Origin of the sequence: Bradyrhizobium sp. OK095 (assembly GCF_900109945.1) — a bacterium.
Lineage (GTDB): Bacteria > Pseudomonadota > Alphaproteobacteria > Rhizobiales > Xanthobacteraceae > Bradyrhizobium.
In genome coordinates this window covers 635,682-660,885 of record NZ_FOBX01000002.1, presented here as the reverse complement: position 1 = coordinate 660,885, position 25,204 = coordinate 635,682, and the positions used below count along the sequence as shown (strand labels likewise).

21 protein-coding genes are annotated in these 25,204 nt (G+C 63.1%); 10 read left to right on the top strand and 11 right to left on the bottom strand.

Annotated features, from left to right (window positions below; genetic code table 11):
* Positions 1-38 precede the first annotated feature (38 nt).
* A complete protein-coding gene (locus BMW89_RS08025) occupies positions 39-1,172 on the bottom strand; it encodes a nitronate monooxygenase (protein WP_092024359.1) in 1,134 nt (377 codons plus the stop codon).
* 223 nt (positions 1,173-1,395) lie between these two features.
* Here BMW89_RS08025 and BMW89_RS08020 point away from each other — a divergent pair, with 223 nt between their 5' ends.
* The 3 genes from BMW89_RS08020 to yghU all read left to right on the top strand — a co-directional run bounded on the left by BMW89_RS08020 (position 1,396) and on the right by yghU (position 5,894).
* Positions 1,396-3,105: a flavin-containing monooxygenase gene (locus tag BMW89_RS08020; protein WP_092024358.1), complete on the top strand. Its 1,710-nt coding sequence runs from the start codon at positions 1,396-1,398 to the stop codon at positions 3,103-3,105.
* 135 nt (positions 3,106-3,240) lie between these two features.
* Entirely contained in the window at positions 3,241-4,917 is a 1,677-nt protein-coding gene (locus tag BMW89_RS08015; RefSeq protein ID WP_092024717.1) for a methyl-accepting chemotaxis protein, read from the top strand.
* Positions 4,918-5,018: 101 nt separating this feature from the next.
* Positions 5,019-5,894: a glutathione-dependent disulfide-bond oxidoreductase gene (yghU, locus tag BMW89_RS08010; RefSeq protein ID WP_092024357.1), complete on the top strand. Its 876-nt coding sequence runs from the start codon at positions 5,019-5,021 to the stop codon at positions 5,892-5,894.
* A gap of 81 nt (positions 5,895-5,975) precedes the next feature.
* Here yghU and BMW89_RS08005 read toward each other — a convergent pair whose 3' ends face one another.
* The 4 genes from BMW89_RS08005 to BMW89_RS07990 form a co-directional block, all read right to left on the bottom strand.
* Positions 5,976-6,593: a flavin reductase family protein gene (locus tag BMW89_RS08005; RefSeq protein ID WP_092024356.1), complete on the bottom strand. Its 618-nt coding sequence runs from the start codon at positions 6,591-6,593 to the stop codon at positions 5,976-5,978.
* Between the two features lie 167 nt (positions 6,594-6,760).
* Positions 6,761-8,038 (bottom strand): acyl-CoA dehydrogenase family protein, encoded by a 1,278-nt coding sequence (locus tag BMW89_RS08000; RefSeq protein WP_092024355.1) that lies wholly within the window; start codon positions 8,036-8,038, stop codon positions 6,761-6,763.
* A 290-nt stretch (positions 8,039-8,328) separates the two neighbouring features.
* Positions 8,329-8,709, bottom strand: a complete 381-nt coding sequence (locus tag BMW89_RS07995) for a VOC family protein (protein ID WP_092024354.1) — start codon at positions 8,707-8,709, stop codon at positions 8,329-8,331.
* Positions 8,710-8,821: 112 nt separating this feature from the next.
* Entirely contained in the window at positions 8,822-9,601 is a 780-nt protein-coding gene (locus tag BMW89_RS07990; protein WP_092024353.1) for an SDR family NAD(P)-dependent oxidoreductase, read from the bottom strand.
* Between the two features lie 219 nt (positions 9,602-9,820).
* Between BMW89_RS07990 and BMW89_RS07985 the strand changes: the two genes are divergently transcribed.
* Genes BMW89_RS07985 through BMW89_RS07975 form a run of 3 tightly spaced genes read left to right on the top strand, consistent with a single transcriptional unit; the run spans position 9,821 to position 11,970 of the window.
* The gene (locus BMW89_RS07985; protein ID WP_092024352.1) at positions 9,821-10,609 is read left to right on the top strand and encodes an enoyl-CoA hydratase/isomerase; all 789 of its coding nucleotides are present in this window, start codon (positions 9,821-9,823) and stop codon (positions 10,607-10,609) included.
* Positions 10,606-11,592 (top strand): phosphotransferase family protein, encoded by a 987-nt coding sequence (locus BMW89_RS07980; protein WP_092024351.1) that lies wholly within the window; start codon positions 10,606-10,608, stop codon positions 11,590-11,592. Before BMW89_RS07985 ends, BMW89_RS07980 begins: the two co-directional genes overlap by 4 nt.
* A gap of 3 nt (positions 11,593-11,595) precedes the next feature.
* On the top strand, positions 11,596-11,970 hold the full coding sequence (locus tag BMW89_RS07975; protein ID WP_092024350.1) for a DUF6285 domain-containing protein: 375 nt from the start codon (positions 11,596-11,598) through the stop codon (positions 11,968-11,970).
* Positions 11,971-12,086: 116 nt separating this feature from the next.
* Here BMW89_RS07975 and BMW89_RS07970 read toward each other — a convergent pair whose 3' ends face one another.
* Positions 12,087-12,866: an enoyl-CoA hydratase-related protein gene (locus BMW89_RS07970; protein WP_092024349.1), complete on the bottom strand. Its 780-nt coding sequence runs from the start codon at positions 12,864-12,866 to the stop codon at positions 12,087-12,089.
* 211 nt (positions 12,867-13,077) lie between these two features.
* On the opposite strand from BMW89_RS07970, the gene BMW89_RS07965 reads away from it, so the two are divergent.
* Positions 13,078-14,352 carry an acyl-CoA dehydrogenase family protein gene (locus BMW89_RS07965; RefSeq protein WP_092024348.1) on the top strand — a complete coding sequence of 425 codons (1,275 nt, stop codon included), beginning with the start codon at positions 13,078-13,080 and terminating at the stop codon, positions 14,350-14,352.
* Positions 14,353-14,670: 318 nt separating this feature from the next.
* On the opposite strand, the gene BMW89_RS07960 is transcribed toward BMW89_RS07965, so the two are convergent.
* The 3 genes from BMW89_RS07960 to BMW89_RS07950 all read right to left on the bottom strand — a co-directional run bounded on the left by BMW89_RS07960 (position 14,671) and on the right by BMW89_RS07950 (position 18,351).
* Positions 14,671-15,564 (bottom strand): hypothetical protein, encoded by an 894-nt coding sequence (locus tag BMW89_RS07960; protein ID WP_143062727.1) that lies wholly within the window; start codon positions 15,562-15,564, stop codon positions 14,671-14,673.
* Between the two features lie 254 nt (positions 15,565-15,818).
* On the bottom strand, positions 15,819-17,399 hold the full coding sequence (locus BMW89_RS07955) for a fatty acid--CoA ligase (protein ID WP_092024346.1): 1,581 nt from the start codon (positions 17,397-17,399) through the stop codon (positions 15,819-15,821).
* Between the two features lie 79 nt (positions 17,400-17,478).
* Entirely contained in the window at positions 17,479-18,351 is an 873-nt protein-coding gene (locus BMW89_RS07950; protein WP_092024345.1) for an SDR family oxidoreductase, read from the bottom strand.
* Positions 18,352-18,467: 116 nt separating this feature from the next.
* Here BMW89_RS07950 and BMW89_RS07945 point away from each other — a divergent pair, with 116 nt between their 5' ends.
* Together BMW89_RS07945 and BMW89_RS07940 are read left to right on the top strand one after the other, a co-directional pair.
* A complete protein-coding gene (locus BMW89_RS07945) occupies positions 18,468-19,277 on the top strand; it encodes a crotonase/enoyl-CoA hydratase family protein (RefSeq protein WP_092024344.1) in 810 nt (269 codons plus the stop codon).
* A gap of 131 nt (positions 19,278-19,408) precedes the next feature.
* The gene (locus BMW89_RS07940; protein WP_092024343.1) at positions 19,409-20,953 is read left to right on the top strand and encodes an acyl-CoA synthetase; all 1,545 of its coding nucleotides are present in this window, start codon (positions 19,409-19,411) and stop codon (positions 20,951-20,953) included.
* Between the two features lie 21 nt (positions 20,954-20,974).
* Here the strand turns inward: BMW89_RS07940 and BMW89_RS07935 are convergent, their stop codons facing one another.
* Positions 20,975-22,168, bottom strand: a complete 1,194-nt coding sequence (locus BMW89_RS07935) for a retropepsin-like aspartic protease (RefSeq protein ID WP_092024342.1) — start codon at positions 22,166-22,168, stop codon at positions 20,975-20,977.
* A 249-nt stretch (positions 22,169-22,417) separates the two neighbouring features.
* Positions 22,418-24,535: a glycogen debranching protein GlgX gene (gene glgX, locus BMW89_RS07930; protein ID WP_092024341.1), complete on the bottom strand. Its 2,118-nt coding sequence runs from the start codon at positions 24,533-24,535 to the stop codon at positions 22,418-22,420.
* A 215-nt stretch (positions 24,536-24,750) separates the two neighbouring features.
* Here glgX and BMW89_RS07925 point away from each other — a divergent pair, with 215 nt between their 5' ends.
* A complete protein-coding gene (locus BMW89_RS07925; protein WP_092024715.1) occupies positions 24,751-25,155 on the top strand; it encodes a YccF domain-containing protein in 405 nt (134 codons plus the stop codon).
* Positions 25,156-25,204: the final 49 nt, after the last annotated feature.

Here is a 25,204-nt window from a genome sequence, read left to right as displayed (position 1 = left end):
TCGCGCCGGGAGCCTCGAAGGATGGGCCACACACACCATCACTCCGCCACCAGCGCATTCATGTGCTCGACGGCTTCGGCAAACTCTTCCTTGAACTCCTGGACCACGGCGCCTGCCGACTTCACGCTGTCGATCAGGCCGACGCCCTGGCCAACAAAGTAGCTGACGAGATCACGCGCCTTGGCGTTGCCGCTCGCCGCCGCGCGGTCGATCGAGTTGAAGGCGTCGCGGCTGATGATGCTTTGCAGCGGCATCGGCAGCGCGCCCGGGCTCTCCGGCGCACGGTCCCAGGCGTCGGTCCAGACCGAGCGGAGTTGCCGTGCCGGCTTGCCGGTGCGACCCTTGGAGCGGATCGCGTCGCGCGAAGATGCCGCGATCATCTTCTCGCGAAAAATCTCGGTGGTCTCGGCTTCGACGGTGGCGAGCCACACGGAACCGGTCCAGGCGCCCGCCGCCCCCATCGCCATGCAGGCCGCCATCTGCCGTCCCGTCATGATGCCGCCGGCCGCCAGCACAGGCACGTCGCGGATCGGCTTGATTGCCTTGATCACCTCCGGCACCAGCACCATGGTCGAGACCTCGCCGCAATGGCCGCCGGCCTCGGTGCCCTGCACCACGAGGATGTCGACACCGGCCGCGACCTGCCGCAGCGCGTGCTCCTTGGCGCCGACGAGCGCCGCAACGGGCACGCCGTGCTTCTTGCCCATTTCGATCATCGCCTGCGGCGGCACGCCAAGCGCATTGGCGATCAGGCGGATCGGATGATTGAAGGAGACTTCGAGCAGCTGGAGTGCCGTCTTGGCGTCGAATGGTTGTGGCTGGTTGTCGGCAACATCAGTCGTGGTCAGCTCGATGTCGTACTTCTTGAGCAGGTCGCGCGTGTAGTTGCGGTGCTCCTGCGGCACGCGTGCTTCCAGGCTCTTCCAGGTGACGTCCTTCTCACCTGCGGTCGACATGTTTTCAGGGATCAGCACGTCGATGCCGTAGGGCTTACCGTCGACGTGGTCGTCGATCCATTTCAGCTCGCGCTCAAGGGTGTCGGGCGTGTGCACGGTTGCACCTAACACGCCGAATCCGCCGGCGCGGCTAACGGCGGCGACGACGTCGCGGCAATGGCTGAAGGCGAGCAGCGGGAACTCGATGCCCAGCATGTCGCAGATCGGCGATTTCATGGCTCTCTCCCGGCGGCCGTCGCGACGACGCTAGCCCATCGTCATTTGCGATGCCATGCCGGATTCCCGCGCGCATCTTGCGTGCAGGCGTCACGTCGTATGATGAGCCATTCCGTCGCGCAAAATAAGCCGGGCAGCGGCCGCCGATAAGCCTCTTGCGCTTTGGCGGACGCGAGAGAATGCTGGCTCACAACAACAGAAAACAACGAGGGAGCGCCAGCCGATGTCGCCAGTGCAATCGAGCCCGGCCCAAGCCACCGAAACCTGCGACGTGGTCGTCGTCGGTGCAGGCTTCGCCGGCCTGTACATGCTGCATCGTCTGCGCGGGCTCGGCTTCTCGGCGCGTGTCTACGAGCAGGGCGGCGGCGTCGGCGGCACCTGGTACTGGAATCGCTATCCTGGCGCGCGCTGCGATGTCGAGAGCATGCAGTATTCCTACTCGTTCTCGGAAGAGCTTCAGCAGGAATGGGACTGGAGCGAGCGGTACGCACCGCAAGCAGAGATCTTGAAGTACGCCAACCACGTCGCCGACCGTTTTGATCTGCGTCGCGACATCCAGTTCAACACGCGCGTCGAGCGGGCCGTGTTCGATGAGCTCGCGAAGCGCTGGTCGGTGACGATCTCCGACGGAAAGACGGTGCAAGCACAGTTCATCGTGCTTGCGACCGGCTGTCTCTCGAATGCGCGTAAGCCCGACATCAAGGGCCTCGAAAACTTCAAAGGCCCTGTCTATCACACCGGCAATTGGCCGCACGAGGATGTCGACTTCAGCGGCCTGCGCGTCGGCCTGATCGGCACGGGATCGTCAGGCATCCAGTCGACGCCTGTCATCGCCGAACAAGCAAAACATCTCACGGTGTTTCAGCGCACGGCGAATTTCTCGATCCCCGCCCGTAACGCCGCCCTGACCGATGAGGAGCGTGAGACGTTTCGCAAGACATATCCGGAGATCCGCCAGTTCGCGCGTGAGGTCGCGCGCAACGGCATTTTCGCGGAGCAACCCGATCGCGGCGCGCTCGACGACAGCGACGAGACCAGAAACGGCAAGTACGCCGCGCGCTGGGAGCGTGGCGGTCTCACTTTCATGTATGTCTATAACAATCTCGGCCTCCAGCGGTCCGCGAACGACACCGCAGCGAACTTCGTGCGCGACAAGATCGCCGAGATCGTGAAGGACCCCAAAACCGCAAAGCTGCTCCAGCCCAACAGCCATCCGATCGGCACCAAGCGCATCTGCATCGACACCGATTATTTCGCGACCTTCAACCGGCCGAATGTCTCGCTGGTCGACATCAAGACCAATCAGATCGAGGAGATCACGGCGAATGCCGTGCGTGTCGCGGGCGTGGACCACGAGGTCGACGCGCTGGTGATGGCCACGGGCTTCGATGCCATGACCGGGTCCGTTGCGAAGATCGACATAAGCGGACGCGGCGGCGAGACGCTGAACCAGAAATGGGAGGAGGGGCCGAAGACCTATCTTGGCCTGATGAGCGCCGGCTTTCCGAACCTCTTCATCATCACCGGCCCCGGCAGCCCGTCGGTGCTCTCCAACATGATCGTGTCGATCGAGCAGCATGTGGATTGGATCGCCGATTGCCTCCTGCACATGCGCGAGCAGGGGCTCGCCACCATGGAGGCGGGCAGGGACGCCGAGGACAAATGGGTGGCGCATGTCAACGAGGTCGCCCACGGCACGCTCTATCCGCAGGCCAATTCCTGGTACATGGGCGCCAACATCCCCGGCAAGCCGCGCATCTTCATGCCCTATATCGGCGGCGTCGGCGTCTATCGCCGGATCTGCGACGAGGTCGCGGCGAAGGGCTATGAGGGGTTTGTGATGGAGGCCGAAGCGCGGCCGCGCAGGCTGGTGTCAGGTGAGGTTGCGGGGGCCGCCGAGACGGGATTGCAGCAACATCGGGAAACAATATAGCGCCGGCGTCGCGCGTATTTCCGGATGCCCGATATTTCTGCGGAGCTGTCCGCCACCACGTAATTATTCGGTAAGTCGATTCCGTTACAACAAACGCGCGCAGGCGCGGAATGACTATCTGGAATGGAGAGTGCGATGGCTTGGTTCAACAACATGTCTGTTGGGCGCAAGCTGTTGCTTACATTTTCGGCAGTCGTTCTGCTGGTGGTCGTGCTCGGCGGCTTCGCCCTCAAATCGCTAGCGGACCTGCACGGCGCGGCGCGTGAGCTGTCCGGCAACTGGCTCCCGAGCGTCGACAAGGCTCGCGGGTTGCAATACCAGATCGCCCGCATCCGGACCAACCAGCTCTCGGTGCTGATGGCCAAGGATGGCGATCGCGAGGAAATCCGCCAGACCCTGCGCAAGATCGAGCAGACCGTGACCGACAGCCTCAAATCCTACGAGGCGTTCGTGACCTCGCCGGAGGAGCAGGCAGCGCTCAAGCGGCTCAGCGGGCACTACGCCGCCTTCCTGGAAACGGACAAGGCGCTGGACCTGCTGGCCAGCAATCCCGAAGGCGCCCGCGAGAGCTTCTTCGCCGGCAGAAACCAGTTTCGCGAGCTGCTCGAGGACGCCGACAAGCTCGTGAAGGTCAACACCGACGGCGCCGGCCGCTCGGTCGCCGCGTCGGAATGGACCTACGACAACGCGCGCGCTGTCATCGTGATCGTGCTGCTGGTCATGATGGCGGCCGCGGCCGCGGCCGGCTTCGTGCTGCGCTCGGCGATCGGAAAGCCTCTGCTCGCGCTCGACAAGGCGATGGGGCGGCTCGCCCAGAACGACACCACCACCGAAGTGCCGGCGACGGCGCGGCGCGACGAGGTCGGCGCCATGGCCCGCGCGGTGCTCGTCTTCAAGGAGGGCATGATCGCCGCCGATCAGATGCGCGCGCGACAGGAAGAGGAACGGCAGGCCAAGGAGCGTCATGCCGCCTACATCATGGGGCTGGCGCAGGCGTTCGATGTGGCGGCAAGCTCCGTCATCGGCGGCGTCGCCGATGCGGCGAGCCGCATGCAAGCGACCGCGGGCGGCCTGTCGTCGACCGTCGGCCAGACCGGCGAGCAGGCCATGACGGTGGCTGCGGCCGCGCAGCAGGCCTCGGCGAACGTGCAGACGGTGGCCTCCGCCGCCGAGGAGCTGACCTCCTCGATCCACGAGATTTCCCGGCAGGTCTCGCTCGCTTCCCAGGTCAGCCACAAGGCGGTGGACCAGGCCAATCGCACCAACGACATCGTCGGTGGCCTTCAGCAGGCAGCGCGCCGGATCGGCGAGGTGATCGACCTCATCAACCAGATCGCCAGCCAGACCAATCTGCTGGCACTGAATGCGACCATCGAGGCTGCGCGGGCCGGCGATGCGGGCCGAGGTTTTGCGGTCGTCGCCAACGAGGTGAAGAGCCTTGCCGCCCAGACCTCGCGGGCGACCGACGAGATCAGCCAGCAGATCGCCTCGGTGCAGCAGGCGACCGCGCAGGCGGTCGATGCGATCACCGCGATCGGCGGTACCATCCAGGAGATCAGCCAGATCTCCACCACGGTCGCATCCGCGGTCGAAGAGCAGGGCGCGGCAACGCAGGCCATCGCCCGCAACGCGGAGCAGGCCTCTGCCGGCACCGGAACGGTGACCAAGAACATCGAGGGGGTGAGCCAGTCGGCACGGTCCGGCGGCGGCGCCGCGCAGGAGATGCTGTCCGCGGCCACATCACTGTCGCGCGAGGCCGACCAGATGCGCTCCCTGGTCCAGGACTTTCTCGGCAAGGTCAAGGCTGCATGACGCGGGTCTGAGGCCCGCGCCGGACGCAGAGCCGGCAGGGCTTGTCATCGGCCGTCAGCGGGCTAATTAATGCAGGCGCATCTTTTCGCCGGAGCCCCCGCATGACCGACGCCCCTTACGTACCGCCCAAAGTCTGGACCTGGAACAAGGAGAACGGCGGCCAGTTCGCCAGCATCAACCGGCCGATTGCCGGCGCGACCCACGACAAGGAGCTGCCGGTCGGCAAGCATCCGCTGCAGCTCTATTCGCTGGCGACGCCGAACGGGGTCAAGGTCACGGTGATGCTGGAGGAGCTGCTGGCGCTCGGCCACAAGGGCGCCGAATACGATGCCTGGCTGATCAAGATCGGCAATGGCGACCAGTTCGGCAGCGGCTTTGTCGACATCAACCCGAACTCCAAGATCCCGGCGCTGATGGATCGCTCCGGTCCGGAGCCAATCCGCGTGTTCGAATCCGCCTCGATCCTGTTCTACCTCGCCGAGAAGTTCGGCGGTGCCTTCCTGCCGAAGGAGATCAAGGCCCGCACCGATGCCATGTCCTGGCTGTTCTGGCAGATGGGCAGCGCGCCCTATCTCGGCGGCGGCTTTGGCCATTTCTACGCCTACGCGCCGTTCAAGATCGAATACGCCATCGACCGCTTCGCGATGGAGGTCAAGCGCCAGCTCGACGTGCTCGACCGGCGCCTCGCCGACAACGAGTACCTCGCCGGCAAAGAATACACCATCGCCGATATGGCGGTGTGGCCGTGGTACGGCGCGCTTGCCAAGGGGCTGGTCTACGGCGCCGGCGAATTCCTGTCGGTGCAGGACTACAAGAACGTGCAGCGCTGGACTGATCAGATCGCGCAGCGCCCCGCCGTGAAGCGCGGCCGCATGGTCAACCGCGTCTCCGGCGATCCCGCAAGTCAGCTCCACGAGCGCCACGACGCAAGTGATTTCGAGACGAAGACGCAGGACAAGGTCGAGGCCGCGACGTGAGGGCGTAGGGCGGATTAGCCGCAGGCGTAATCCGCCACTCTTGTTGGAGTAGGTCGGCGGATTACGCTTCGCTAATCCGCCCTACGATTTCTTCGCCCCTTCCGCCGCCGGAAACACCACGCGGTCATCCGTCCGGCAATAGCGGTCGGCGAACATGCGGCCGATCGGATGATAGCGGTCCATGTGCACCCGCATCGCCTTGTCGTCCCATAGCTCGTCGCGGATATGGAAGTGGATGCCTTCGCCCATGATCAGCCGGCGATCATCGTTGACGTCGATCATCTTCCAGAGCTTGCATTCCATCGCCCAGGGCGTGTCGGCGAGCCTGGGCACGGCGATTTTGCTTGAGGGCGCGAGCTTCAAGCCGAGATAGTCGGGCTCACCGACGTCAGGCGGAAAGTCGCCGCTCGACTCATGCATCGCTTTCGCCAGCGGCTCGTCGGCGAGGTTGACCACGAACTCGCCGGTGCGCTGGATGTTGAGGAAGGTGTCCTTGTCCTGGCCGTTCGGCTTGCGGTTCGCCGCGAACATGCACAGCGGTGGATCCTCACAGAACGCGTTGAAGAAGCTGAACGGCGCCGCGTTGACCACGCCGGTCGGCCCGACCGAGGTCACCCATGCGATCGGCCGCGGCAGGATGAACGACGTCAGCACCTTGTAGCGCTCGCGTGGCGTCAGGTCGCTGGCGGCGTATTCCATGGGCGCTCCGTGGGAGAAGAGAGCTTGCTTTCTTACCTCGCCCCGCTTGCGGGGAGAGATCGAATTCGGGTGAGGGGGTACAGGTCTCTCGGTGATCTCACGCGCGGAGAGAGGCCCCTCACCCCACCCCTCTCCCCGTAAGAACGGGGAGAGGGAGAGGAGAGACCTTACGCCATGCTCAGCTCGTGGCGTCCCACGACCATCCAGTGCACCTCGTCCGGACCGTCCGCAAAGCGCAGATGACGGACGTCCTGATACATCTCCGCGAGCGGGGTCCAGTGCGAGATGCCGGTGGCGCCGTGCATCTGGATCGACTGGTCGATGATCTTGCAGGCGCGCTCGGGCACCATGGCCTTGACCATGGAGACCCAGACGCGGGCCTCCTTGTTGCCGAGCACGTCCATGGCCTTGGCGGCCTTCAGCACCATCAGCCGCATCGCTTCGATCTCGCAGCGTGCCTGCGCGATGATCTGCATGTTGCCGCCGAGATGGGCGATCTTCTTGCCGAAGGCTTCGCGGGTGAGGCCACGCTGCACCATCAGGTCAAGCGCCTTCTCGGCCTTGCCGATGGTGCGCATGCAGTGATGGATGCGGCCGGGTCCGAGACGCAGCTGCGAGATCTCGAAGCCGCGGCCTTCGCCGAGCAGGATGTTCTCCTTGGGCACGCGAACATTGTTGAAGCGCATGTGCATGTGGCCACGCGGGGCGTGGTCCTGGCCGAACACGTACATGGGACCGAGCACCTCGACGCCGGGCGTGTCGCGCGGTACCAGGATCTGCGATTGCTGCTTGCTCGGCGCGGCATCCGGATTGGTCTTCACCATCACGATGAGAATCTTGCAACGGGGGTCGCCGACGCCGGAGATGTAGTACTTCTCGCCGTTGATGACCCATTCGTCGCCGACGAGCTTTGCACTGGTCGAGATGTTCTTGGCATCGGAGGAGGCGACGTTCGGCTCGGTCATGACATAGGCGGAGCGGATCTCGCCGTTCATCAGCGGCTTCAGCCACTTCTCCTTCTGCTCCTTGGTGCCGACGCGCTCCAGCACCTCCATGTTGCCGGTGTCGGGCGCGGAGCAGTTCATGCTCTCGGAGGCCAGCGGGCTCTTGCCGAGCTCGGAAGCGATATAGGCGTAGTCGAGGTTCTTCAGGCCCTGGCCGGTGTCGTCATCGGGCAGGAAGAAATTCCAGAGGCCTTCCTTCTTGGCCTTGTTCTTGGCGACCTCGAGCACTTCGAGCTGCTTCGGCGTAAAGCTCCAGCGGTCTTCCTTCTTCTCGCCGGCCTTGGCGAATTCGATCGACATCGGCTCGACGGTCTCGCGGATGAATTTCCTGACGTGATCGTAGAGCGGCCGGACCTGGTCCGACATGCGGAGGTCGTTGAGCTCGTCGCCGGGGTTGAGGGTGTAGTTGGTGGTGCGGGGTATGTAGGCGTGTTTTGTCATTGTTCCTCCCGGGGGGCGATGAGATCGTGTTGGCCGGGAGAATAGTCGCAGCGCGGGCAAAGTGCGAGCGCGCATTTTTCACGCAAGCCATGCCACGCGATGGAATATCGCGAGGTGTTTGAAATGTTGTTTGAATGAGATCGCAGGGTCGGAGTACCCACCACGCTCTCTGCTGTCATCGCCCGGCTCGACCGGGCGATCCAGTATTCAGAGACGGCAGCGATTGAATCGAGAAGCTGCGGCGTACTGGATGCCCCGGCCAAGCCGGGGCATGACAGCAGCGCGCGTAACTAGCTCGGCATCCGATGCATCGCGCAGATCTTGTTGCCGTCGAGATCGCGCAAATAAGCGAGATAGAGCTTATTCCCAGCGCCCTCGCGGATGCCGGGCGGATTCTCGATCGGCGTTCCGCCGGCGGCCATGCCGGCGGCGTGCCACTTGTCGACCTGCTCAGGCGAGTTGGCGGCAAAGCCGATGGTGGCTCCATTCGCGCACGTTGCCGGCTCGCCGTTGATCGGCGTCGTCACCGAGAACACGCCGGTCTTGGTGAAGTAGAAGATGCGGTGGCCATCGACCTTGGCCGGGCGTACCTCAAGCGTGCTGAGAAGGTTGTCGTAAAAAGCCTTGGCCTTGTCGAGGTCGTTGGTGCCGATCATGATGTGTGAAAACATTTTGCCTATCCCCTCATTATGATTTGTGGCCCGGATGGAGCGTAGCGAAATCCGGGTCTTGCTTGCTTTGGCAGTTCCCGGATTGCGCTACGCTCCATCCGGGCTACGAGAATCAGAACGCCGTATAGCCGCCATCGATCACGAACGTATCCGCGGTGTGATACGACGACGCCTTGCTCATGAGATACACCGCGATGCCGCCGAAATCGGATGCCTCGCCGAAGCGGCGCACCGGAATCCGCGGCATCACGTTCGCCACGAACTTTTCGTTGCCCATGATGCCTGCGGTCATATCGCTCTTGATCCAGCCGGGCAGGATCGCATTCGCGGTGACGCCGTGGCGGGCGAGCTCGACGCCAAGCGCGCGCACCAGCGCGTTGATCGCGGCCTTGGTTGCCGCGTAATGCTCGTTGCGGGCGGTGCCGAAGATCGAGGCGAGGCTCGAGGTCGCAACCAGTCGGCCAAAGGGATCGCCGGCATCGGCGCGCTCGGTCATGTGTCTTGCTGCGGCCTGGAAGGCGTGAAACACGCCGTCGAGATTGGTTGCGAACATCGTGCGCCATTCCTCTTCGGTGCGCTCGATGAAGGAGCGCCGGCCGCCGCCGCCGATGCCCGCATTGGCGAAGCAGCCGTCGACCCGGCCGAATGTGTCGAGCGTCGCCTTCATCGCGGCGTTGACCGAGGTCGGATCGGTGACGTCACAGACGCGGGCGTCGACCTTGCCTGACAGCCCCGCCATGCTCGCGGCAGCAATCCTGTTCTTGTCAGCATTGCGGCCCCAGATCGAGACATTGCAGCCCTGGCCGGCGAGCGCCTGCGCGATGCCGAGCCCGATACCGCCATTGCCGCCGGTGATCACGGCGACGCGTCCGGTGAGGTCGAAAAGGTTCATGGCGCGTTTCCTGTTTTTGGCAAGGGTTCTTGGCAGGATATTTTGGCAAGGCATCTTGGTATGCCGCGCGTCAGCCGGTGCGCGCAAGATCATGCGATATGACGGTGGGGTATGCTTTCGCCACCATGGACAAGACTGCGCCAAAAATCAAATATGCGCGCCCTGGCAAAATGAATTCCGGTCTGCGAAACATCGCTGGCTGCAACCGACGAGGAAACCATGCAGTTCAAACACGTCACGCTCGATTTTGATGGCTCGGTCGCGATCCTCAGGCTCGACCATCAGGAGGTGATGAACGCGGTTTCCATGGACATGCTCGGCGGCCTCGCCGAGGCGCTCGATACGATCGAGGAGAAGAAGGACGAGGTGCGCTGCATCGTGCTGACCGGCGCGGGGCGGGCGTTCTGCACCGGTGCTAATCTCCAGGGCCGCAACAACCAGGCGAAGAAGACCAAGGCCGGCCTGACGCTGGAGACCGGCTTTCACCCGTTCCTGCGCCGCATCCGCAATCTGCATTGTCCGATCGTGACCGCGGTCAATGGCCCGGCCGCCGGCGCCGGCATGAGCTTCGCGCTGCTCGGCGACATGATTTTATGCGCGCGTTCCTCCTACTTCCTTCAGGCCTTCCGCCGTATCGGCCTCGTGCCGGATTGCGGCTCGACCTGGCTGTTGCCGCGCCTCGTCGGCCGGGCGCGCTCGATCGAATTGTCGCTGATGGGCGAGCGCCTGCCGGCCGAGAAGGCGCTGGAATGGGGCCTCATCAATCGCGTCTACGACGACGGCGTGCTGATGGAGGAGGCGATGAAGCTCGCGCGCGATCTCGCCAGCGGCCCCACGGTCGCGCTGTCGCTGATCCGCAAGCTCTATTGGGACAGCCCGGAAAATTCCTTCGAGGACCAGCTCAACCTCGAATTCCAGTGCCAGCTTCGCGCCGGCGACACGGATGATTTCCGTGAAGGCGTCGGCGCCTTCCTCGAGAAGCGCCCGGCGCAGTTCAAAGGCAAATGATCGAGGCGGAACTCTCTCGCAGCGCGCAGCGCTGGTGTCCGGGTGCGACCAGTGTCACTGGCGCTGCAAAGCTGTCGGGCGGCGCCAGTCAGGAGACCTGGCGCTTCGACATCGCGCATCCCGACGGGCCGATCGGCGCGATCCTGCGCCGCTCGCCGAAGGGCTATGGCGCAGCCCCAACGCGCGCGGCGGGGCTCGCCGCCGAAGCCCAGCTGATGCAGCTCGCCTATGAGGCTGGCGTGCCGTCGCCGCGCGTGATGCATGTGCTGACGCCGGATGAAGATCTCGGCACCGGCTTCATCATGCAGCGGGTCGAGGGCGAGACCATCGCCCGCAAGATTCTTCGCGACGACGAGTACGCGGCGGCGCGGCCGCATCTCGCGCGTCAGATCGGCGGCGTGCTTGCGAGGCTGCACAGGCTGCCGCTCGACAAATTGCCGGAGCTGCGCAGCCGGAACGCGACCCAGGAGATCTCTGAGTTCGAGCGCGACTATCGCAGCCTGAACTGGCCAAAGCCCGTATTCGAGCTGGCGCTGCGCTGGCTGCGCGATCACGATCCCGGCGCGTCGGCCGAGACGACGCTGGTGCACGGCGATTTCCGCAACGGCAATCTCATCATCGGTGCCGACGGTGTTCGCGCCGTGCTCGACTGGGAGCTCGCTCATCTCGGCGATCCCATGGAGGATCTCGGCTGGGTTTGCGTCAATTCGTGGCGGTTTGGCGAGATCGACAAGCCCGTCGGCGGCTTTGGTTCGCGCGAGGAATTGTTCGCGGGCTACGAGGCCGCGGGCCGCAAATGCGATCCGTCGCGCGTCAAATTCTGGGAAGTGATGGGCACGCTGCGCTGGGGCATCATGTGCGGCGGCATGATGCAGCGGTTTCGCGAGGGCCCGGATCATTCGATGGAGCGAGCGATGATCGGCCGCCGCGCTAGCGAGACCGAGATCGATCTGTTGCGGCTGCTGGCGCCGCGCGGGAGCTGACACATGCAGGACGAACCGACACCGGTCGAGCTGACCAAGTCAGTCGCCGATTTCCTCCGCAACGACATCACGCCGTTGATCAGCGGTCACCAGGCCTTCAAGCTGCGCGTCGCCGTCAACATCCTCGACCTGGTCATGCGGCAGCTGACGCGGGAGGAGGGGAGTGATGCGAGCGAAGTGGTGCGGTTGCGCGCGCTGCTCGGTGTCGACGGCGAGGTCACAGATCTCAACCGTGCGCTTGCCGCGCGTATCGCCAAGGGCGAAGCGGATCTCGCAACGCCGGGCCTCGCCGAGCATCTGTGGGCGACGACTATGGACAAGCTCGCGGTGGATCAGCCGAACTATGCGTCGTACAAACGCGAGCTGGGACGAGGCTAGGCGACGCTCCATCAGCCGTCATTGCGAGCGCAGCGAAGCAATCCAGAGTCTTTCCGCGGAGGCAGTCTGGATTGCTTCGTCGCAAGGGCTCCTCGCAATGACGGCCGAGGGGCGGCTTACTTCCCCACCCAATTCGGCGGGCGCTTCTCCGAAAACGCCTTCGGGCCCTCGATATAATCCTGCGAGGCCGCCATCGCCTTCACCGCCGGATACTCCCGCTGCTCCTCGATCGCCTGCTCCAGCGACACGCCAAGCCCCCTCTGGATGGTCTGCTTCGAGGCGCGGATCGACATCGGCGAGTTCTTGGTGATCATCTCCGCCCAGCGCAGCGCGCCCGCAAGCGCTTCGCCTTGCGGCACCACCTCGTTGACGAAGCCGAGCTCGTGCCCTTCCTTGGCGCTGACATGGCGCGCGGTGAGGATCATGCCCATGGCGCGCTTGAGCCCAATTTGCCGCGGCAAGCGGTGCAGGCCGCCGGCAAGCGCGGCCAAGCCAACACGCGGCTCGGGCAGGGCGAAGGTCGCGTTCTCCGAGGCAATGATCAGGTCGCAGGCGAGCGCGATCTCGAAGCCGCCGCCCATCGCGACGCCGTTGACCGCAGCGATGATCGGCTTGTCACAGTCGAATCGCGCAGTGAGACCGGCAAAGCCACTCTTGTCCCAGCCGCGTTTGCCGCCGGCGGCCTGCCACTTCAGGTCGTTGCCGGCGCAGAACGCCTTGTCGCCGCTGCCGGTGACGATCGCGACCCACTGCTCGGCATCCGCGGCGAAATCGTCGAACACTTTCTGGAGCTCGAAATGCGCATCGGTGTGCAACGCGTTGTAGACCTCCGGCCGCGACAGCGTGACGATCGTGATCGGCCCCTTGCGTTCCACCTTTGAGAATTTCAGATCCATCGCGCGCTCCCGCATTGTCTCGTGAAGGAATATTGGTTTCATACTAGCCCGCGTCAGCGCTGTGACACCATCGAATTGCGCGGGCGCGCCTTGCGCCTCTCACACGTCTCGGTTTGCTTGACTTGCGCGTGCTCTTCTCACCTTAATCGCGCGAAGCAAAAGCGCGCCTAGCGCCTTAACGCAAAACGATAAATTCATCCGGGAGAGAACCGTGGATTTTTCACTGCCAGCCGATCTCGTCGCCTATCTCGCAGAGCTCGACCGTTTCATCGAGCGCGAGATCAAGCCGCTAGAAGAGGCCGACGATAACATCCGCTTCTTCGATCATCGCCGCGAATGGGCCCGCACCGATTTCGAGAATGGCGGCTTGCCGCGCCATGAATGGGAAGCGCTGCTGCGCAGGGCAAAGGATCTTGCCGATGAGGCGGGCCATCTGCGCTTTGCGGTGTCGAAGCAATATGGCGGCAAGGATGGTTCCAACCTGTGGATGGCCGTGATCCGCGAGCATTTTGCGGCAAAGGGCCTCGGCCTGCACAACGACCTCCAGAACGAGCACTCCATCGTCGGCAATTTCCCCGTCGCGACCATGCTCGATCGCTACGGCCGCGACGACCAGAAGGCGATGATCGATGGCTCGATCAAGGGCAAGTACCGCATCACCTTTGGCCTGACCGAGCCGAATCACGGCTCGGATGCCACCCACATGGAGACGCGCGCGGTGCCCGCGACCCGCGACAACGTCAAGGGCTGGATCATCAACGGCGAGAAGATGTGGACGACCGGCATGCACGTCGCCACGCACTGCGCGCTGTTCGCGCGCACCAGCGGCAATGACGGCGATGCCCGCGGCATCACCTGTTTGCTGGTGCCGGCCAAGAGCCACGGCGTGAAGATCGAAGAGTACATGTGGACCTTCAACATGCCGACCGACCACCCCCGCGTCAGCTTTACGGATGTGTTCGTGCCGGATGATGCGCTGTTCGGCGAGGTCGGCCGCGGACTGTCGCTGGCGCAATGTTTCGTGCATCAGAACCGCATTCGCCAGGCGGCAAGCTCGCTCGGCGCGGCCGTCTACTGCATCAACGAGAGTGTGAAATATGCGCGCGAGCGAAAGCCGTTCGGCAAGGCGCTGGCCGAGAACCAGGCGATCCAGTTCCCGCTGGTCGAACTCGCCACCCAAGCTGAAATGCTGCGGCTGCTGATCCGCAAAACGGCGTGGGAGATGGACAAGCTCACCGAGGAGCAGATCGAGCGCACGCTCTCCGACCGCGTCTCGATGTGCAATTACTGGGCAAACCGCCTCTGCTGCGAATCCGCCGACCGCGCCATGCAGGTTCACGGCGGCATGGGCTACTCACGCCACAAGCCGTTCGAGCACATTTATCGCCATCACCGCCGCTACCGGATCACGGAGGGCAGCGAGGAGATCCAGATCCGCAAGGTGGCGGGTTTCTTGTTTGGGTATATGGGGCCGGGGAAGCATTAAGCCGCGGGGACTAAGTTTTTGGACGCCGGACCGGGCTATCCCTCTACAGTGTGGCAATCATCCCACGCGCCGGTATTCGGATCATAGTAGCAGACCGTGTGCGGCCCAGCCGGGACCGCGGCTGACTCAACCTTTCGGAACGACCATGCACCCCGGTGTTTAATCATCGCCCAGCTTTTCTTTTCTTTAGCGCTGGGTCCAGTATTGACCTTGTCATAACCATCCCTCCTGGCTCGGCTTGCCGTAGCGGGAAGCTTTGAAGAAGTTTTTGCCATGCTTGCCTCTCAGATGCGGTAGGATTGACGAGCTAGCCGAAGATCAGCGACTTGGCAGACTCTGGATTGCCTGACTCACCGCCGCGCCGGTTTCCGTGGCAAGGTGAGAATTCGCGGCAGCCGTGGCCAACATGCCTTTCTGCGTAGGTCCAAAAGTGATGATCAACTCTTGAGTTCGGTCTCTATTGGCGGCGAGAAGAGCGTTGCTCGTATTGCCGCTAAATCGCACGAGCTTCCATTGCGGATTTACGTTTCCATTCGAGACGATCTCGAACTTGATGTCATGTGTGATCGCGTTCTGCGCTGTCGTGTTGTTGGCGTAGTTGATGATGCTGACGTCATAGGGGAGAAGTGCGGCATGTAACCAGTCGTAGATTTTCAAGTCGCTCTCCAGAAACAGATCGGCGTTCGTCGGCGGTGGTAGGCACGACATCCCGATCGAAGGCGTGCCGTTGAGCAGCTCCTTGACCATAAAGAACATATTCAGCTTGTCGTTTCGCGTGGCCGTGGACGAGGCGGTCCCGCCGAGTCCAAGCGAGAACGACTGCGGCGTGGTGACGGACGGCGCGCCACGGAATGTGGTCACGCCACTCGGATAGATCGAATTGAGCGCGACGCCAGGCGCCAACGTGCTGCTTTCAATAATATTGAGATTGAGTGTGACCTGCACCGACCATTTGTTGATGAACCAGCTTAGGTCTCGCGGTGGAGGCGGCGCGGGACCTCCGGGCGTCTGAACCAGTTTGGGTCCTGGTTCTCTCACTACCCGCTGGACGGCCCTGCGCAATTCACAAACCACTTGCCCGGCGATTTTGTTCACCTTGTATGTCGCATCGTCCGTCGTGCCCCAGAACTCCTGAATATCTGGGACGTAAGTGCCGCAGCTCGCAAGGAATAGGCATGCGCTTCCGAGAAGCGCGCGATCGATTCTGAACACGATATTCCTGCCCCAACAGTGTATCAGTATTCAAGCTAAGGGTGTAATTAGATGCGCGTCGACCATTAGGTGCAATAGCCCCAACATGGTGACATGCAAGATTTGGTCGATGTTGCTTTTGCGCAACGCTGTCTTGCGCCGCCATGCCTTCGCAGCAATGACTGTCACGATGCATGGGGGGGCGTCGTTGGCTACCGGCGACCGGGCGCAAGGGTTGAGGAGGCACCCGGCCGTCGGCACTGTCGTCGACCCGATCAATTCACCCTTCTATCCTTCCCCGCCCAATACGGCTCGCGCAATTGCCGCCGCAAAATCTTGCCTGACGGATTGCGCGGCAGCGCCGGCAAGAACTCCACGCTCTTCGGCGTCTTGAAGCCGGCGATGCGCTCGCGGGTGAAGTTGATGATATCGGTTGCGGTCGCGCTCTTGCCCGGCTTCATCACCACGACAGCCTTCACGGCCTCGCCCCATTTGTCGTCGGGGATACCGATCACGGCGGCTTCCGCGACGTCGGGGTGATCGCACAGCGCACTCTCGACCTCGGCGGGATAGATGTTCTCGCCGCCGGAGATGATCATGTCCTTGATGCGGTCGTGGATGTAGAGATAGCCGTCCTCGTCCATGTAGCCTGCATCGCCCGTGCGCAGCCAGCCGTCGCCGCGCAGGGTCGAGGCGGTTGCCTCGGGCAGATTCCAGTAGCCCGCCATGTTCGAGCCGGAGCGCGTCGCGATCTCGCCGACCTGGCGCGGCGGCAGCGGCTTGCCGTCCGCATCGAGGATTGCGATCTCGACGCCCGGCAGCGCCTTGCCGGCCGAGCGCATCCGCTCGAGGCCCTCGACGTGGTCCTCAGGCGGCAGCGCGACGATCGTGCCTGTCGTCTCCGTCATGCCGTACATCTGCACAAAACCGCATTTGAAGATGTCGATGCACTCCTTCAGCAGCGCCGCCGGAATGGGGGAGGCACCGTAGAGCATGTACTTCAATCGTGAAAAGTCGACGGTCTTCGCGCGCGGCTGCCGCACCACGAACTGCATCGCCGCCGGCACCATGAACAGTTTTGTGATGCCTGACTGCTCGAAGAAATCCAGCACCTTGGTCGGATCGAACTCGCGCGCGATCACGCCGCGGGCGCCGTGATAGAGGCCCATCACGCCCCAGCCGGAGCCGCCGATGTGGAAGATCGGCATCGCCACCAGCGAGACATCGTCGGTCGACCACCGGTTCCAGTCGGGCTTATCCGCAGCGTTGCCTGTTTGCACGAGATTGAGGAAATTCGCGTGGCTCAGCATCGCGCCCTTCGGCTTGCCCGTCGTGCCCGATGTATAGAGCTGGATCGCGATGTCTCTGGTGTCGATCGCAACCTTGGGATCGTCGCCGCTCTGCGCATCGCGCCAGGCTGCAAAATCCCGCCATTCCGGCGCGCCGCCTTCAGTGGTGATAACAGTGCGCACCCCGGGTAACTGGTCCTTGATCTGGCGGACCTGCGTAATGAACTCCGGTCCTGTGAACAGCAACGGCGCCTTGCAGTCGCCGACGATGAAGGCAATTTCGGGCCCGGCAAGCCGCCAGTTCACCGGCGCCATCACCACGCCGGCCTTCATTGCGCCCATCAGCAGCTCGAAATAGAGGTCGCTGTTCTTGCCGAGATAGGCGATGCGCTCGCCCTTCTTCACATCCATCGCTAGAAGCGCATTCGCGACCTTGTTGGTCTTGATGTCGAACTCGGCAAAGCTGGTGAGGCGGCCTTCGAACTCGTAGGCGGTGGCGTTGCCGCGGCTCATCGCGCGTTCGCGCACCATGTCGGCGAGATTCGCCAATGGCTGTGTGGTGGACATGTCTCTCCCGTGACGTCTTGTTTTTGTGCCGCGGAGTGTGGCGTCATCCGCGGGCAAAGACAATACGGGTCAACAACAACTACCCCCGCTTTGCCCGGTCCTTCTCGTTCTGCGCCACGATGCTTTCGCGCGCGGTTTTCCAGTCGTCGTCGCTCCAGTCGCGAAGCTGGTAGAAATTGCCGCCCATCGCGAGGGCCTGCGCGCCGTCCATGGCGATGGTCTCGCCGGTGATCCAGTCGCAGCCGCCGGAGATCAAAAACACCGCGACGTTCTGCAACTCCTCCATGGTGCCGACGCGGCCCATCGGGTTCATCGCCTTGGTGCGCGCACCGGCCTCGTCACCTGGCTTGATGCGCTTGCTCATGCCCTCGGTCGGGATTTCGCCCGGTGCGATGGTGTTGAGGCGGATGCCGTAGCGGCCCCATTCGGTCGCAAGCGACATCGTCATGGCGTGGATCGCCGACTTGCTCATCGCCGACGGCACCACGTAGGGCGAGCCGTTGCGCACCCAGGTCACGGTGATCGAGACGACATTGCCGGGCTGCTTCAAGGCGATCCAGCGCTTGCCGACCGCATGCGTGACGTAGAACGTGCCGTGCATGACGATGTTGGCGATAGCATCGAAGCCGCGCGGCGATAGTTCTTCCGAGCGCGAGATGAAATTGCCGGCGGCGTTGTTGATGAGGTCGGTGAGGGGCGCATCGCGAAAGATGTTCTCGACCATCTCCTCGACCGCGAGCGCGTTGCGGATGTCGACGCCGTGGCTGGTGACGCGGCCGCCATACTGATCCATCAACTCGGTCGCGGTCTCGTCGCAAACGATCTTGCGCCGGCCGCAAATGTGTACCTCGGCGCCGAGCTGAAGGAAGCGCGCCGCCATCGACTTGCCGAGCCCGGTGCCACCGCCGGTGACCAGGATGTTTCGGCCGGCCAGGAGATTTTCCTTGAACATGAGTGTTTCCCCCGTAGCGATTGTCAGTTAATTGGTCGATTGACTAAATCCGGCCGTCAGCTTCCTGTAAAGCGGCACCGAACAAGAACAGGCAAGAACCAGGGGAGAATTCATCCATGGAAGAGCGCGTCTCGATCTCGATCTCGGAAGGCGTCGCCGATGTGCGGCTGGTGCGCGCGGACAAGATGAATGCGCTTGATCAGGCGATGTTCGAGGCCCTTGTCGCCGCAACCGAGCGGCTTTCGACGGACAAAAGCGTCCGCGTGGTCGTGCTGTCCGGCGAGGGCCGCGCCTTCTGCGCCGGTCTCGACATGGGGCGTTTTGCCGCCATGAAGGAGAAGGGCGGTAACGGAATTCCGGGTGGCGAAAATCGTGACCTTACCGCGCGCACGTATGGCCAGGCGAACTTCGCGCAGCAGGCGGTCTGGGGCTGGCGCCAGCTTCCGGTTCCAGTGATCGCGGCCGTGCATGGCGTCGCCTTCGGCGGCGGCTTCCAGCTCTCGCTCGGTGCCGATATGCGTTTCCTCTCGCCAGATGCGCGGATGTCAGTGATGGAAATCAAATGGGGCCTCGTTCCTGACATGGCGGGCACACCGATCCTGGCCTCGCTCGTGCGCGACGACATTTTGCGTGATCTCACCTACACCGGCCGCATCTTCTCCGCGCAGGAGGCGATGACGTATGGCCTCGCTACGCGGATCTGCGATGATCCCCGCGCAGCAGCGCTTGAAGTCGCGCGCGACATCGCCGGCAAGAGCCCCGATGCAATCCGCGCGGCGAAGCGTCTGCTCAACAATCTCTCGGTCGATCCGGGCCCCGCGCTGCTGGCCGAGTCCGTCGAGCAGCAGAAGCTGATCGGCAGCGCGAACCAGACCGAAGCGGTGCGCTCCAATCTGGAGAAGCGCGCGGCGAAGTATGCGGACTAGCATGGTCCTCATCCCGAGGAGCCGCGGAACGCGGCCTCTCGAGGGATGGGCCACGGGCTCTCATGGTTCGAGACGGCGCTTCGCGCCTCCTCACCATGAGGGTCAACTCCAACCAAAAAGAAAAACAACAAATGAGCGAAACGCCAAAGTTCCTCGGCATCGTCTCCGGCGAGCGGCGCCGTACCCACGCTGAGGTCACGAACCGCACCGATCGCATCGCAAGCGGCCTCGCCAAGATCGGCGTCAGGCAAGGCGATTGCGTCTGCATGCTGATGCGCAACGACATCGCCTTCCTGGAAGCCGCTTACGCCGCGATGCGGCTGGGGGCCTATGGCGTGCCGATCAACTGGCATTTCAAGCCGGAGGAGATCAATTACATCCTGAACGACACCGGCACGTCCGTGCTGATCGGCCATGCCGACATGCTGCACGCCTTGCGCGACGCCATTCCGAAAGGCGTCACCGTGCTCAGCGTGCCGACGCCGCCGGAAATCCTGTCCAACTACAAGATCGATCCAGTTCACCTGACGACGCCGGACTTCGCGATCGATTTCGAATCCTGGCTCGCGCAGTTTAAGCCCTATGACGGCCCGGTCGTGCCGCAGCCCATGAACATGATCTACACCTCAGGCACGACCGGCCATCCCAAGGGCGTGCGGCGGAATGCGCCGACGCCGGACCAGCAGGCCGCCGGCGAGCGCATGCGCGCAATGATCTACGGGCTCAAGCCCGGTGCCCGCGCGATCCTGCCGGGCCCGCTCTATCACTCGGCGCCGAATTCGTTCGGCATCCGCGCGGGAAAACTCGGCGGTGCGCTGGTGTTGATGCCGCGCTTCGAAGCCGAGGAATTTCTGGAGCTGATCGAGCGCTTTGAAATCGACACCATCTTCATGGTGCCGACCATGTTCATCCGCCTGATGAAGCTACCGGAGGCCGTCCGCAGGAAGTACGACGTCTCTTCGCTCCGCCAAATCATCCATGCGGCTGCGCCCTGTCCGGCGGATGTCAAGCGCGCCATGATCGAATGGTGGGGGCCGGTGATCTACGAATTCTACGGCTCGACCGAATCCAGCGCGGTCACCTTCGCGACGTCAGAGGATGCACTGAGGAAGCCCGGCACGGTCGGCAAGATCTCGCCCGGCGCCGAATTGCGCTTCATCGGCGAGGACGGTCGCGTGCTGGGCGTCGGCGAGATCGGCGAGATCTATTCCCGCATGGCCGAGATGGCCGACTTCACCTATCACAACAAGCCGGAGAAGCGCGCCGAGATCGATCGCGACGGCTTTATCACCTCCGGCGATGTCGGCTACATCGACGAAGACGGCTACGTCTTCATCTGCGACCGTAAGCGCGACATGGTGATATCAGGCGGCGTCAACATCTATCCGGCCGAGATCGAGTCGGTGCTGCACGCGGTCCCCGGCGTGCATGATTGCGCGGTGTTCGGCATCCCCGATGCCGAGTTCGGCGAGGCGCTGATGGCGGTGGTGGAGGCGCAGCCCGGCATCACACTCGATGCCGCCGATGTCCGCGCAAGGCTGAAGACCTCGCTCGCCGATTACAAGGTACCCAAGCACATCGAGATTCGCTCGGGGCTGCCGCGCGAAGACTCCGGAAAAATCTTCAAGCGTCGCCTCCGCGATCCCTATTGGGAGCAGGCGGGACGGAAAATCTGACTCGGGAGTACGTCGGGCCAATTAGTTGAGAATGCGTGGCTTCAACTCTAGCGCGCCGCCGGCAAGCACCACGTTGAAGCGGGCCAGGAAGGTCATGCCGAGCAGACCGTCCACTTGTGGCCCATATGTGCCAGAGCTGCCCATGCCAATTGCGACAGGCACGTTTGCGGCCTGCGCGCGGCCAACTTCGATGAGTTGTGCATAGCCCGGCGCTGACTGGACCGTACCGCCGACGACATGGAATGTAATCGGATTGCTTTCGTCGGGTAAAATGCGTGCGCGCGCCGCAAACGCGGCGGTCATCGAAACCATTGAGGCGCCCGTGTCCACGATCATGCGGCCCTTGGCGCCATTGATGGTGACGTCCACGACGTTGGTAGAACCGATCAGCAGTCGGTCTGAACCCGTCGCATACGTTGCGCGACAGTTTCCCTTGTTCGCGTACTCCCTGATCATTTGCGAAATCTGTGGAGTTTGCCGGTTAGCGACGTCGTACGAGAGATACATTTCAAGCGGCGTGATTGCATCGCAGGGGCGGCCGACGGCATCATACATACGCGATATCCAGTAGAACTCGCTGGGGGCAACGTTCGACAGGTCAACGAAAAGCTGGAGCGTGCTGATAGAGTCGCTCAGTGCTGCCTTGTAATTCTTCAGCCGTTCCTGCGCCGTGCCCCTGAGGAATCGGTAGCGACCGCTTGCCTGGTCAAGCTTGATCATCTCCTCGGAAGCGCCGAGCGCCCCGTTGTAATCGCTCAGCCGGGTGAACGCCGCGTAGGCCACCTCGAGCAGGTCTGCGCTGTGTCCGCACCGCTGACCGAACTTCAGGGCGCTCTTGGCGGCCTCTCGCGGGTATCCCGATTGGACCATCACATTTGCTAGCGGCTCAACGGCCTCCCGATCGCATGGCTCTCGTTGCAGCTGATCGAGCAGTTTACTCGCTTCCGTATTTCGCTCGAAGCTGGCCGGGAGGGATGTGATGTCGAGGTCCTCGTAGACCTTCTTGAAGCGGCCGAACGGCTCCGGCTTCGGAAGTGCGGCTGGCTGTTTGGATGCGGCAAGATCACGGGCCGGCTGCAACTTACTTTCCGCGATCTGTAGCTGGAAGTAGAAGAAGGCGGCTGCGCCGCCGGCAATCAGGAAAGCAAGGGCAATAGAAAAAGGAACGATATACGCAGGCCGCTCTGCGTACTCGGGAACGAGTCGCTCTGGCATGAGACCCTCAAAGAAAAATGCGAAAAAAATGCGCTCACTACCGCAAGTTTAGCTGTGCCCATTCGAGGCGCAAGGGTGTTCGTATTGCGGCCCGCAAGAAATCGTCGGTAGCTCCCTTGTTTTGAGCATGGTGATGCCTGCAGCCGGCACAAGCTTGACGCCGACCGGCGCAATCAGCGAGAAAATTAGCCGGGATGTCGCTTCGCTCATCCGGGCGACGCTGCCGGAACAAGAGCGCTGATCCGCGCTCTAAACCAGCTCCCCGCCAACGAACAGCAGGAACGACCGGCCCGGCACCTTGTAGATGCTGTCAAATTCAAACCGTGCCCCCGACCCGCCGTCCCCGACATTGGTGTCGAGCAGCAGCGACCAGCATGGACCTGCCGAGGTGTGGGGCAGCTTGAAGTCGACCTCGCCCTCAAAGCTGTTGAGGATGATCAGCACGCTGTCGTCCTCGCCGTGGCGCGGGATCGCGGTTTTTCGCGCACGGCCGTCGAGCACGACGCCGAAGCATTTCAGCCAGCCGGTCTCCCAGTCCGCGCTCGACATCTCGCTGCCACTGGCGTTGATCCAGACGACGTCGCGGATATCGAGCTGCGCATCGTGCGCGCCGGTGAGGAAGCGGCTGCGGCGCAGGATCGGATAGTCGCGACGGAGCTGGATCACGCGCTTGGTAAAGGCGAGAAGCTTCTGCGCGTCCTCGCCCATGCTCCAGTCGAACCAGGAAATGTCGCTGTCCTGGCAATAGGCGTTGTTGTTGCCTTGCTGGGTCCGGCCGAACTCGTCGCCGCCGAGCAGCATCGGCGTGCCTTGCGAGAGCAGCAGGGTCGCCAGCATGTTGCGCTTCTGCCGCTCGCGCAAGCCGCGGACGTCCTTGTCGTCGGTCGGGCCTTCGGCGCCGCAATTCCAGGAGCGGTTGCTGGAACTGCCGTCGCGATTGCCTTCGCCATTGGCCTCGTTGTGCTTGTCGTTGTAGCTCGCCCAATCGTTCAGCGTGAAACCGTCATGGGCGGTGATGAAGTTGACGCTGGCCCACGAGCGCCGGCCACCCCAGCGACCAAAGATATCGGCCGAGCCGAGCAGTCGCGAAGCGAGCACGGACGGCGGCGCCTCGCCGCGCCAATAGTCGCGCACAATGTCGCGATATTTGTCGTTCCACTCGGCCCAGCCGGGCGGGAAGCCGCCGACCTGATAGCCGCCCGGGCCGCAATCCCAGGGTTCGGCAATCAGCTTGACGGTCGACAGCAACGGATCCTGGTCCATCGCCTTCAAGAATCCGCTCTGCTCGTCGAAGCCGTAGACCTCGCGGGCGAGGATGGTGCCGAGATCGAAGCGGAAGCCGTCGATATGCATGTGGCCGGCCCAGTAGCGCAAACTGTCCATCACCATCTGGATCACGCGCGGGTGGGACAGATTGACGGTGTTGCCTGTGCCGGTGTCGTTGATGTAGAAGCGCCGCCGGTCCGGCAGCAGGCGATAATAGCTGGCGTTGTCGATGCCCTTGAAGGACAGGGTCGGGCCGAGCTCGTTGCCTTCGGCAGTGTGATTGTAGACGACGTCGAGGATCACCTCGAGCCCGGCGCCATGCAGCTTCGACACCATCTCCTTGAACTCGCGAAGACTGTTCGGCACGTCGGATGCGTAGCGCGGGTCCGGCGCGAAGAAGCCGATGGTGTTGTAGCCCCAGTAATTGACGAGGTTCCTCCTCAAGAGATTGTCGTCGTTGATGAACGAGTGCACCGGCAAAAGCTCGATCGAGGTCACGCCGAGCGATGTCAGGTGCGCGATCATCTCGGGCGCGGCGAAGCCGGCATAGGTGCCGCGCAAATTCTCCGGCACATCGGGGTGCTTCTTCGTGAACCCTTTGACATGGGTTTCGTAAACGATGGTCTCGTCCCAGTGAACGTCGTGCTGCGCCGCCTCGGCCTGCCAGTCGAAATCGGGATCGACCACGACGCATTTCGGCATGAAGGGCGCGCTGTCGCGTTCGTCGAAGGTGGTGTCGTCGCCCGTCTCCATCTTGTAGCCGAACACGGCCGGGTCCCACTTCAGCGTCCCGGCATGGGCGCGGGCATAGGGATCGAGCAGGAGCTTGTTGGGATTGAAGCGATGGCCGGCCTCGGGCTGATAGGGCCCGTGAACGCGCAGGCCGTAAAAGGTGCCGGGCCCGACGCCCGCGATGTAGCCGTGAAAAACCTGGTCGGTATATTCCGGCAGCTCGAAGCGGTGGGTCTCGCGATCGCCCTCGAACAGGCAGACTTCCACCTTGGTGGCATTGGCGGAAAAGACCGCGAAGTTCGTGCCCTTGCCGCTCCAATGGGCACCCAGCGGATAGGGCAGGCCTTCCTCGATGACGAAATCAGACATTTAAACCCCCGGGCCCCAATGGCCGCGACGGCAACGCCATCGCGTCCTGAATGTTTCAAGCGCCGTGCCATTCTGGGCGCTGCGTGCGTCAATTCAATGAAGTGAGAGCGGGTGACGCCATTTGAGGCAGTCACGTCAGGCGGCAGCCGATGGCCATCTTCGCAGAGACGATTTTCACACCTATATAGGTGGCGTCACTGACAGCGGATAAAGCCATGACCCCCGTCTCCATCCTGCTCAACATCCTCTGGATCCTCATCGGCGGCGCCTGGATGGCGGTCGGCTGGCTGGTCGCCGCGGTCATCATGGCCGTCACCATCATCGGCCTGCCCTGGGCGCGGGCGGCGTTCAACATCGCCATCTACACGCTGCTGCCGTTCGGCTCGAAGGCGGTCAACCGCTACGATGTCACTGGGATGAGCGATATCGGCACCGGCCCGCTCGGGGTGATCGGCAACATCATCTGGTTCGTGCTGGCCGGCTGGTGGCTGGCACTCGGGCATCTCCTGACCGCGCTGGTGCTTGCGGTGACCATCATCGGCATTCCCTTCGCCTGGGCTCATCTGAAACTCGCCGGCATCGCACTCTGGCCGATCGGCAAGGTGATCGTGCCGGCTTAGGGCCGGTCTCAGAACTGTTGGGATGGGGTGAGCGCCGGCGAAACCCATC

Bases quoted from the DNA above. Each gene is read 5' to 3' on its own strand.
- BMW89_RS08025 (WP_092024359.1), bottom strand. From the start codon at position 1,172: ATGAAATCGCCGATCTGCGACATGCTGGGCATCGAGTTCCCGCTGCTC.
- BMW89_RS08020 (WP_092024358.1), top strand. From the start codon at position 1,396: ATGTCGCCAGTGCAATCGAGCCCGGCCCAAGCCACCGAAACCTGCGAC.
- BMW89_RS08015 (WP_092024717.1), top strand. From the start codon at position 3,241: ATGGCTTGGTTCAACAACATGTCTGTTGGGCGCAAGCTGTTGCTTACA.
- yghU (WP_092024357.1), top strand. From the start codon at position 5,019: ATGACCGACGCCCCTTACGTACCGCCCAAAGTCTGGACCTGGAACAAG.
- BMW89_RS08005 (WP_092024356.1), bottom strand. From the start codon at position 6,593: ATGGAATACGCCGCCAGCGACCTGACGCCACGCGAGCGCTACAAGGTG.
- BMW89_RS08000 (WP_092024355.1), bottom strand. From the start codon at position 8,038: ATGACAAAACACGCCTACATACCCCGCACCACCAACTACACCCTCAAC.
- BMW89_RS07995 (WP_092024354.1), bottom strand. From the start codon at position 8,709: ATGTTTTCACACATCATGATCGGCACCAACGACCTCGACAAGGCCAAG.
- BMW89_RS07990 (WP_092024353.1), bottom strand. From the start codon at position 9,601: ATGAACCTTTTCGACCTCACCGGACGCGTCGCCGTGATCACCGGCGGC.
- BMW89_RS07985 (WP_092024352.1), top strand. From the start codon at position 9,821: ATGCAGTTCAAACACGTCACGCTCGATTTTGATGGCTCGGTCGCGATC.
- BMW89_RS07980 (WP_092024351.1), top strand. From the start codon at position 10,606: ATGATCGAGGCGGAACTCTCTCGCAGCGCGCAGCGCTGGTGTCCGGGT.
- BMW89_RS07975 (WP_092024350.1), top strand. From the start codon at position 11,596: ATGCAGGACGAACCGACACCGGTCGAGCTGACCAAGTCAGTCGCCGAT.
- BMW89_RS07970 (WP_092024349.1), bottom strand. From the start codon at position 12,866: ATGGATCTGAAATTCTCAAAGGTGGAACGCAAGGGGCCGATCACGATC.
- BMW89_RS07955 (WP_092024346.1), bottom strand. From the start codon at position 17,399: ATGTCCACCACACAGCCATTGGCGAATCTCGCCGACATGGTGCGCGAA.
- BMW89_RS07950 (WP_092024345.1), bottom strand. From the start codon at position 18,351: ATGTTCAAGGAAAATCTCCTGGCCGGCCGAAACATCCTGGTCACCGGC.
- BMW89_RS07945 (WP_092024344.1), top strand. From the start codon at position 18,468: ATGGAAGAGCGCGTCTCGATCTCGATCTCGGAAGGCGTCGCCGATGTG.
- BMW89_RS07940 (WP_092024343.1), top strand. From the start codon at position 19,409: ATGAGCGAAACGCCAAAGTTCCTCGGCATCGTCTCCGGCGAGCGGCGC.
- BMW89_RS07935 (WP_092024342.1), bottom strand. From the start codon at position 22,168: ATGCCAGAGCGACTCGTTCCCGAGTACGCAGAGCGGCCTGCGTATATC.
- glgX (WP_092024341.1), bottom strand. From the start codon at position 24,535: ATGTCTGATTTCGTCATCGAGGAAGGCCTGCCCTATCCGCTGGGTGCC.
- BMW89_RS07925 (WP_092024715.1), top strand. From the start codon at position 24,751: ATGACCCCCGTCTCCATCCTGCTCAACATCCTCTGGATCCTCATCGGC.